Genomic DNA, 7,724 nt, shown 5'->3' with positions numbered 1-7,724 from the left:
GTCACGGCGGCCACCGCCACGCCGGGCGGGTTCGTGCTCGCCGGTACGGCCGGTTCGGACGTCGTGACGTGGTCCTCGGCGGACGGCCGGACGTGGCGCGCCACGCGGCCGCACGGCCTCGGGCTCGACGGGCCGGGCGTCCAGGAGCTCGACGGCCTGACGGTCGTCGGGGCGAATCTCCTGGCGGTCGGCTTCACCGGCGACTATCGCACCGACCGGCCCACGCTCTGGCGCACGCCGATGCCCTGACGGCGCCCCTGAAAATGGACTTCGCGGCCGCCTCCCTGATCGAGGCGACCGCGAAGCCGGGGGCGTCAGGTCATTTGACGTGGAGATTCACGCCCAGAAGGACGAGGAACCACAGGAAGATCGCGAGCAGCGCGCTGAGCACCCGCTTCAGCAGGCCGAGGGTGATGTAGTCATGGTCCCAGGCCACGAAGATGCCAATCAATATATAGATCAGGCCGACAAAGCTGATTCCGCCCCGTATCCGCATCGGGACCTCCTTGGGCTTGGCTTGAACGCTCGCCAGATGCCCGATGGATGGCATTCAAAACTTTTGCCCGATAATGCAGGGGCTCTGTAGCGCCGGTGCCGTCCGGAGCGATGTAACAGTCAGGTCACCGTATGCGGATGGCCGGGCGTTCCCGGCTCGGAGCGCCCGTCACGGCGAGGCACCCGGCCGCGTTCCGCGGACGGACCCGGGTGTCGCGAAGGGGCGGCCGGCGGCTCGGCAGCGCACGCCGGCCGCCCTTTTCGTATCCGTCACCGGCGGCGCTCGCACGGATGCGGGCGGCGCCCGGGCCGCCCCCCTCCGCCGTACCGGAACGCCGCTCGCCGAGCGCGCCCCTGTCCGCGCGGGCTCTCAGTCGAACAGGACGACCTGGCGGATCGCGTCGCCGCGTTCGAGCGTCGCGATCGCGTCGTTGAGGTCCTCGAAACGGATCCGCCGCGTGATGAGGCTCTCCAGGTCGAGCTTGCCCGCCCGCCACAGGTCCACGAACCGCGGAACGTCGCGGCGCAGGTCGGAGCCGCCGTACAGCGACGCCCGCAGGTTCTTGCCGTCGAAGAGCAGCTCGAACGCGTTGAACCGCACGTTGTCGTCGGCCGCGCCGGCGCCGACCACGATCACGTCGCCGCCGCGCCGGGCCAGTTGCCAGGCGGCGCGGATCGTGGCGCTCCGGCCCACCACCTCGAAGGCGTAGTCGAAGCCCTGTCCGGCGGTGAGGAGGTTCCGCAGCTCGTCCGCTCCCTCCGGCGTGGCGGTGTGCGTCGCGCCGAACCTCCGGGCGATCTCGTGCTTGGACTCCAGCGGGTCGATCGCGAGGATGGACGCCGCGCCCGCCGCCCTGGCGCCCTGGATGACCGACAGGCCGACGCCGCCGCAGCCGACGACCGCGACCGCCGTGCCGGGCCGCACCCGGGCGGTGTTGAACACCGCGCCGACTCCGGTGGAGATGCCGCAGCCGAGCAGCGCGGCGTAGTCGTACGGGACGTCGTCGGCGACCTTGATGCAGGCCTCCCACGGCACCACCATCTCCTCGGCCCACGTGCCGCAGCCCGCCATGCCGTACGCCGGTGTGTCGTCGCCCAGGCGGAACCGCGGCTTGGTGTAGCCCTCGATGATGTACTTCACGCACAGGAAGGGCCGCCCGGCGACGCAGTCGGGGCACAGGCCGCAGGCCGGGGTCCAGCTGATGACGACGTGGTCGCCGGGCGCGACGTTCGTGACGTGCTCACCGACCTCGATGACCTCGCCGGCCGCCTCGTGGCCGACGACCGCCGGATAGCTGTTCGGCAGGGTCCCGCTCAGGATCGACAGGTCGGAGTGGCAGACCCCGGTCGCCTTGATCTTGACCTTCACCTCGGCGGGGTCCGGGCCGACCGTCCTCGCGTCGTCGCGGAGCTCGACCTCTTTGACACCGGCGCCTTGGATCACCGCGGCTCGCACCTGACACACCTCCAGGACGGGGGCCGGCCCCGGAGGCCGGCCGATATCGGGGTTGGGAAATCTCCGTCAGTCCTCGTCGAGGGTCAGCGCGGCCTTGGGGCAGGAACGTACGGCGTGCCGGACGCGGTCGGCGAGCTCGGCCGGGGGCGACGGCTGCGTGACGTGCAGCTCGTCTTCGTCATCGAGGTCGAAGACCTCGGGGACGAGCCCGACGCACACGCCGTTGGCCTCGCACACCAGCGGGTCCACCCGTACTTCCATGACGCTGTTCCCCTTCACGTGAGCTTGCGATGGTCCCAGGAGGCGACACCGGTCGGCTCGACGATGTAGGCGTGGCGTTTGGCCGCGGTCTGACCCACGACCGAGGCGATCGCGTCGTCGTCCTCGAGACCCATCATCCTGCGAACCACTTGGGAGCCAACATACCGAACGTCATTCGGCTCTGTCAGGGACCGTACGGTGCCGTACAGCATCAGCCCGCGCAGTTCGAAGTAGTCCGTGCCCGCCTCGATCAGGCACGTGACCCGGGGATCTCGCGCGAGGTTGTACGCCTTGCGCGACGTGCGGTACGTCCAGAACGCGATCTTGCCCTCGACCAGCCCGGAGAACATCGTGACCAGGTGCGGGGTGCCGTCACGGTTGATCGTGGCGAGCTGGAACTTGGGGTTCTCCTCGATGAACGCCGTGACCTCGTCGTCGGTCATGGCGATACGAGAGCGCTGACTCACGCCGAGAAGTAGAACACGTTTCAGTCAGCCGCATCAAGGCCGGGGCGCGCCGAGGGAGCCCGGCGCACCCGCGGCCCGTCTCGAAGTGAGACGGGTCTTACAGCTCCTCCGCGGTCGGGAAGGAGGTCTGCGCGCCGGCCTTGCGCACGGCCGCGGCGCCGACGCGTGCGGCGAACCGGGCCGCGGTGGCCAGGTCGTAGCCATGGGCGAGGCGCAGGCACAGCGCGCCCGTGAAGGCGTCGCCCGCGCCCGTGGTGTCCACGACCTCCGCTCGGGGGCTGGGCACCTCGGTGACGCCGTTCGCGTCGGCCACGAGGGCGCCGTCCGCGCCACGCGTGATGACGACGGACCGTGCGCCCCGGGCGAGCAGGCCGGTCGGGCGGGTGTCGCCCAGGAACGCCGCCTCGTGCTCGTTGACGACGAGAGGGTCGCAGAGCGCGATCAGCTCGTCCGGCACGTCGGCGGCCGGCGACAGGTTGAACACGACCCGTGCGCCCTCCTCGTCCGCCGTACGGGCGGCGGCCACCCCCGCGTCGACGGGGATCTCCAGTTGCAGCGACACCACGGCGGCGTCCGCGAACAGTGGCCGCGCGGCGGCGACGTCCTGCTCGGTGACCTTCGCGTTGGCGCCCGGCGAGACGATGATGCTGTTGTCGCCCGACGGGTCGACGGTGATCAGGGCGACGCCGTTCGCGCCCGGCGTGGTGATCAGGTGCCCGATGTCCACGCCGTCACTTCGCAGCGTCTCGCGGACGAGGTCCCCGTGGCCGTCGGTGCCCGCGCGGCCGAGGAACGCGACCCGGCCGCCCAGCCGCGCGGCGGCGACGGCCTGGTTGGCGCCCTTGCCGCCCGGATGGGTCGCCAGGTCCGAGCCGCGCACGGTCTCGCCGGCGCCCGGGCGCCGGTCGACGCGGATCACGAGGTCCGCGTTGACGGACCCGGCGACCACGACGTCGTACGCACGCCCGGTCATCGCGCGCCGCCGAACGGGCCGTATTCGATGTCGATCATGTGCTTCCCGTCTCTCCGCAGGATCGGCGTTTCATGAGGCGGGCCGGGAGCACGACCGGTTCCACCGGCCGGCGCCCGACGCGCTCCAGCAGGGCCCGCACCGCTCGCCGCCCGAGTTCTTCGGCGGGCTGGGCGATCGCGGTGATCGGCGGGTCCAGGTGGACGAACCAGGCGACGTCGTCGAAGGAGGCGAGTGCGACGTCGCCGGGGATCCGCATGCCGCGCGCCCGGATCTCGTCCAGGGCGCCGAGCGCCATGAGGTTGTCGCCCGCGAAGATCACCTCGGGCGGCTCGGGCAGGTCGAGGAAGCGGGCCGCGATGGCCTGACCGCTCGCCGCCTGGAAGTCGCCGGCCTCCACGTACTCCTCGCGGATCTCCAGGCCGGCCGCCCGCATCGCGTCCACGTACGCCCGGGTGCGCTCGCGGCCGGTGGACAGCAGCTCGGGGCCGGAGATGAAGGCGATCCGGCGGTGCCCGAGCCCGTGGAGGTGCCGGATGAGGTCCCGGACGGCGCCCGTCCCGTCGACCCGTACGGAGGGCACCTCCAGGCCGGGGAGCGTGCGGTCGAGGAAGACCAGCGGGCCGCCCGCCGCGACGCAGTCCCGGACCAGCGGGGTGACCTCGGCCGTCGGGCAGATGAGCAGGCCGTCGACGCGCTGTTCGAGGAGCGTGCGGACGTAGTGGTCCTGCCGCTCGGGGCGCTCGTCGGCGTTGCCGATGACGACGGTGTAGCCGGCCTCGCGCGCCTCGTCCTCCACGGCCCTGGCGAGCACGGCGAAGAACGGGTTGAGGATGTCGCCGACGATCAGTCCGAGCGTGCGGGTGGCCTCGGTGCGCAGCGAGCGGGCCACCGCGTTCGGCCGGTAGCGCAGCGCCTTGGTGGCGGCCCGCACCTTGGCCCGCGCCTCCTCGCTGACCTTGGGACTGTCGTTGAGCACCCGGGAGACGGTGGCGACCGAGACTCCCGCCCGAGCGGCGACCTCCTTGATGCCCGCCACGCCACCTCCCGTCGTGGAAACGATTACACGGCAGAATATGGAAACGATTACACCGGTGACAGGCGGGGGAGCGGTGACCTCGGTCACAGCGGCGGGTCAGAGCCGCCGGGCGTCCGCGGAGGCGAGCAGGGGCTCGGCGAAGCGGCAGATCTCCTCCGCCGCGTCGAACTCCCCGGTGACCGGCTCGTCCCACTCGGGCGGGACGGGCATGCCCGGCCAGGTGTGGCCGCCGCCGAACACCGTCCAGGCGACGACCCGCGTCCCGCCGGCGCCGGCCTCCGCCGTCGTGCGGCTGGAGAGCTCGGTCGTGTGCGTCTCGCCCGGTCCGGGCGGGCAGCGGTCGATGGCGCGCCAGTGCCCGGCCGTCTCCCGCAGCGACAGCGTGCGGCCCCTCGGCTCTCCGTCCGGCCCGCGGCGCCGGGAGTACCCGCCGTCGATCGGGGAGAGCGTGTCGGCCGTGCCGTGGATCAGCATCGCCGACACGGCGTGCGCCGGCCGGACGCCGAGCAGGGCCGCGGGCAACTGACCGGCGACGGCCGCCATCACCGCCACCCGGGCCGACGCCTCCAGTGCCAGCCGGTGGGCCATGAACGCACCATTGGAGATCCCCGCCACCACGGTCCGGTCCGGCGACGTGCCGTACCGCTCGGCCGACCAGTCGACGATCGCGGTGAGGAAGGCGACGTCGTCGACCCCGGCCTCGTCGGCGGTGGTGACGCCCCGGCCGTCCGCCCAGCACCCCTGGTGGCCGTCCGGGTAGGCGATCGCGAAGCCCCGGCGGTCCGCCTGCGCGTCGAAGGTGGTCCACTCGCGCATCATCCGCCCGCCGCTGCCGTCCGGATTGTTGCCGTGCAGGACGAGCACGAGCGGCACCGGCCGGTCGCCCGGCGCCGCGCGGGGCGGCCGGAGCGTGAAGCCGCGCTCCCTCCCGCCGATCCTCAGCCCTCCGTCGACCAGATCGCCCTCACCCGCCATGCGCCTGCTCCTCCGACTCGGACATATGCGCTGCTGACGGTAATAGAGTGCGCGCGTGGATGACGTGATGACGCGAGCGGGTCTCCCGCCGATGCCCGACGGCCTGCGGCGGGCCGCCGAGGACGCCAAGGGGTTCATGCCCCCGGCCGAGGGGCTCGCGCTCTATGAGACGGCGTTGGAGTACGGCGCGCGCGGCCCGATCCTGGAGGTCGGCACCTACTGCGGCAAGTCCGCGATCTACCTCGGCGCCGCCGCCCGCACGGCCGGGTCGGTCGTGGTGACCGTTGATCACCATCATGGCTCGGAGGAGAACCAGGCCGGCTGGGGGGAGTACCACGACGAGACCCTGGTCGACCCGGCCACCGGCCGCATGGACACGCTGCCGGTCTTCCGCGAGACGATCGTCGCGGCGGGGCTGGAGGACCGGGTCGTCGCGGTCGTCGGGACGTCCGCGACCGTCTCGGCGCTGTGGGCCAAGCCGCTCGGCATGCTGTTCGTCGACGGCGGGCACGCGGAGGAGTTGGCCCAGGCCGACTACGACGGCTGGGCGCACCACGTGATGCCCGGCGGGGCCCTGGCGTTCCACGACATCTTCCCCGACCCGGCCGACGGCGGCCAGGCGCCGTACCGCGTGTACCGGCGCGCCCTGGCGACCGGCCGGTGGTCCGAGCGCCGGGTCGAGGGCTCCCTGCGGGTCCTCGAGCGCCGCTGACGCGCGTACTCCGGGCTTCGGAGAACGGAACTCTTGAATAAAGTGCCATGTCAGGCGTACCTTGCTGAACATGTTTGAACAGGTCTGGGTGCAGGGGTAGACATGGCAGACAACGTGCATGCGCTCAAACACGAGAACATCGCCCAAGCCCTCGCCCGGGAGATCCGGACGGGCAGGCTCAAGCGCGGCAGCCGCCTTCCCGGCGAGCACGCGCTCGCCGCGCGGTTCTCGGTCAGCCGCAACACGATCCGGTCGGCGCTGACCGAGCTGAGCCGGGAAGGGCTCATCTCCACCCGCTCGGGGAAGGGGTCGTTCGTCACCTTCGACGGGCGCCCGCTCGACGACCGGCTGGGCTGGGCGCGCGCCCTGGCGGCCCAGGGCGTGTCCACCGAGACCCGGATGCTGCGCCTGGAGAAGGTCGACGATCCCGGGCTCGCCGATCGGCTGGGCCTGGCCTCGTCCGCGTTCTTCGCCGTCGACCGCGTCCGCACCCTGACGGACGGGCCGGCGGTCTCCCTGGAGCGCAGCCGCATCCCCGCCACCGGCGCCCTGCTCGACCTGCCCGCACGCGGCCTGCTCGACGGGTCGCTGACGGCGACGCTCGCGTCCGCCGGACTGCACGCGGACCACGGCGACGAATGGGTCACCGCCGCGCCGCTGGACGAGACCGACGCCGGTGAGCTGGGCCGGAGCCCCGGCGAGTGGTTCCTACGCGCGCGCCGCGTCAGCTGGACCGCGGCCGGCGACCTGGTGGAGCACGTCGAGAGCCGGCTCGACCCGGTCCGGTTCGAGCTGCACCTGCGCTTCGGGAGCACCCCATGACCGGTGCCGGGGCCCGTGCCGCCGGGGCGCTGTACGGACTCGCGATCGGCGACGCGCTGGGCATGCCGACGCAGTCGCTGTCCCGGGAGCGGATCCAACGCGACTTCGGCGCGCTCACCGGGTTCGAGCCCGCCGCCGCGGACCATCCGATCGCCGCGGGGATGCGCGCCGGATCGGTCACCGACGACACCGAACAGGCCGTCCTGCTCGCCCGGCTGCTCCTCGACGGCGCCGGACGCATCGATCCGGTCGCGCTGGCGCGGGCGCTCCTGGACTGGGAGGACGACATGCGCCGGCGCGGTTCCCTGGACCTGCTCGGCCCGTCGACCAAACGCGCGGTCGCGGCCGTCGCCGCCGGCACACCGGTCGAGGACGCGGGCCGCCACGGGGACACCAACGGCGCCGCCATGCGGATCGCCCCGGTCGGCATCGCCTCCGGCGGTGGGCCGGCCGCCCTCCTCGACAGCGTCGTCGACGCCAGCCGGGTGACGCACAACACGAGCGTCGCCCTCGCCGGAGCCGCGGCC

General features: G+C 72.7%; 10 protein-coding genes. 4 read left to right on the top strand and 6 right to left on the bottom strand.

Annotation, left to right across the window (positions count from 1 at the left end):
- A partial coding sequence (locus ACFFNX_RS35535) for a hypothetical protein (RefSeq protein WP_378210333.1) occupies positions 1-249 on the top strand: 249 nt, incomplete at its 5' end.
- 616 nt (positions 250-865) lie between these two features.
- On the opposite strand, the gene ACFFNX_RS35530 is transcribed toward ACFFNX_RS35535, so the two are convergent.
- From ACFFNX_RS35530 to ACFFNX_RS35505, 6 genes are all read right to left on the bottom strand, one after another.
- Positions 866-1,951 (bottom strand): Zn-dependent alcohol dehydrogenase, encoded by a 1,086-nt coding sequence (locus tag ACFFNX_RS35530; protein ID WP_378210332.1) that lies wholly within the window; start codon positions 1,949-1,951, stop codon positions 866-868.
- Between the two features lie 66 nt (positions 1,952-2,017).
- Positions 2,018-2,212 (bottom strand): ferredoxin, encoded by a 195-nt coding sequence (locus ACFFNX_RS35525; protein WP_378210331.1) that lies wholly within the window; start codon positions 2,210-2,212, stop codon positions 2,018-2,020.
- Between the two features lie 14 nt (positions 2,213-2,226).
- Positions 2,227-2,655: a pyridoxamine 5'-phosphate oxidase family protein gene (locus tag ACFFNX_RS35520; protein ID WP_378210329.1), complete on the bottom strand. Its 429-nt coding sequence runs from the start codon at positions 2,653-2,655 to the stop codon at positions 2,227-2,229.
- Positions 2,656-2,776: 121 nt separating this feature from the next.
- Positions 2,777-3,652: a ribokinase gene (locus ACFFNX_RS35515; protein WP_378210328.1), complete on the bottom strand. Its 876-nt coding sequence runs from the start codon at positions 3,650-3,652 to the stop codon at positions 2,777-2,779.
- A gap of 34 nt (positions 3,653-3,686) precedes the next feature.
- A complete protein-coding gene (locus tag ACFFNX_RS35510; RefSeq protein ID WP_378210327.1) occupies positions 3,687-4,688 on the bottom strand; it encodes a LacI family DNA-binding transcriptional regulator in 1,002 nt (333 codons plus the stop codon).
- 96 nt (positions 4,689-4,784) lie between these two features.
- Positions 4,785-5,663, bottom strand: coding sequence for a CE1 family esterase (locus ACFFNX_RS35505; RefSeq protein ID WP_378210325.1), 879 nt, complete (start codon positions 5,661-5,663; stop codon positions 4,785-4,787).
- 91 nt (positions 5,664-5,754) lie between these two features.
- Here ACFFNX_RS35505 and ACFFNX_RS35500 point away from each other — a divergent pair, with 91 nt between their 5' ends.
- The 3 genes from ACFFNX_RS35500 to ACFFNX_RS35490 all read left to right on the top strand — a co-directional run.
- Positions 5,755-6,375, top strand: a complete 621-nt coding sequence (locus ACFFNX_RS35500) for a class I SAM-dependent methyltransferase (protein ID WP_378210335.1) — start codon at positions 5,755-5,757, stop codon at positions 6,373-6,375.
- A gap of 102 nt (positions 6,376-6,477) precedes the next feature.
- Positions 6,478-7,197: a GntR family transcriptional regulator gene (locus tag ACFFNX_RS35495; protein WP_378210324.1), complete on the top strand. Its 720-nt coding sequence runs from the start codon at positions 6,478-6,480 to the stop codon at positions 7,195-7,197.
- A partial coding sequence (locus ACFFNX_RS35490; RefSeq protein WP_378210322.1) for an ADP-ribosylglycohydrolase family protein occupies positions 7,194-7,724 on the top strand: 531 nt, incomplete at its 3' end. The genes ACFFNX_RS35495 and ACFFNX_RS35490, both read left to right, overlap by 4 nt.

The sequence above is a fragment of the Actinoallomurus acaciae genome, from assembly GCF_042429965.1.
Classification (GTDB): domain Bacteria; phylum Actinomycetota; class Actinomycetes; order Streptosporangiales; family Streptosporangiaceae; genus Actinoallomurus; species Actinoallomurus acaciae.
The sequence above is the reverse complement of the archived record's forward strand: the minus strand, read 5'-3'. Positions and strand labels throughout refer to the sequence as shown.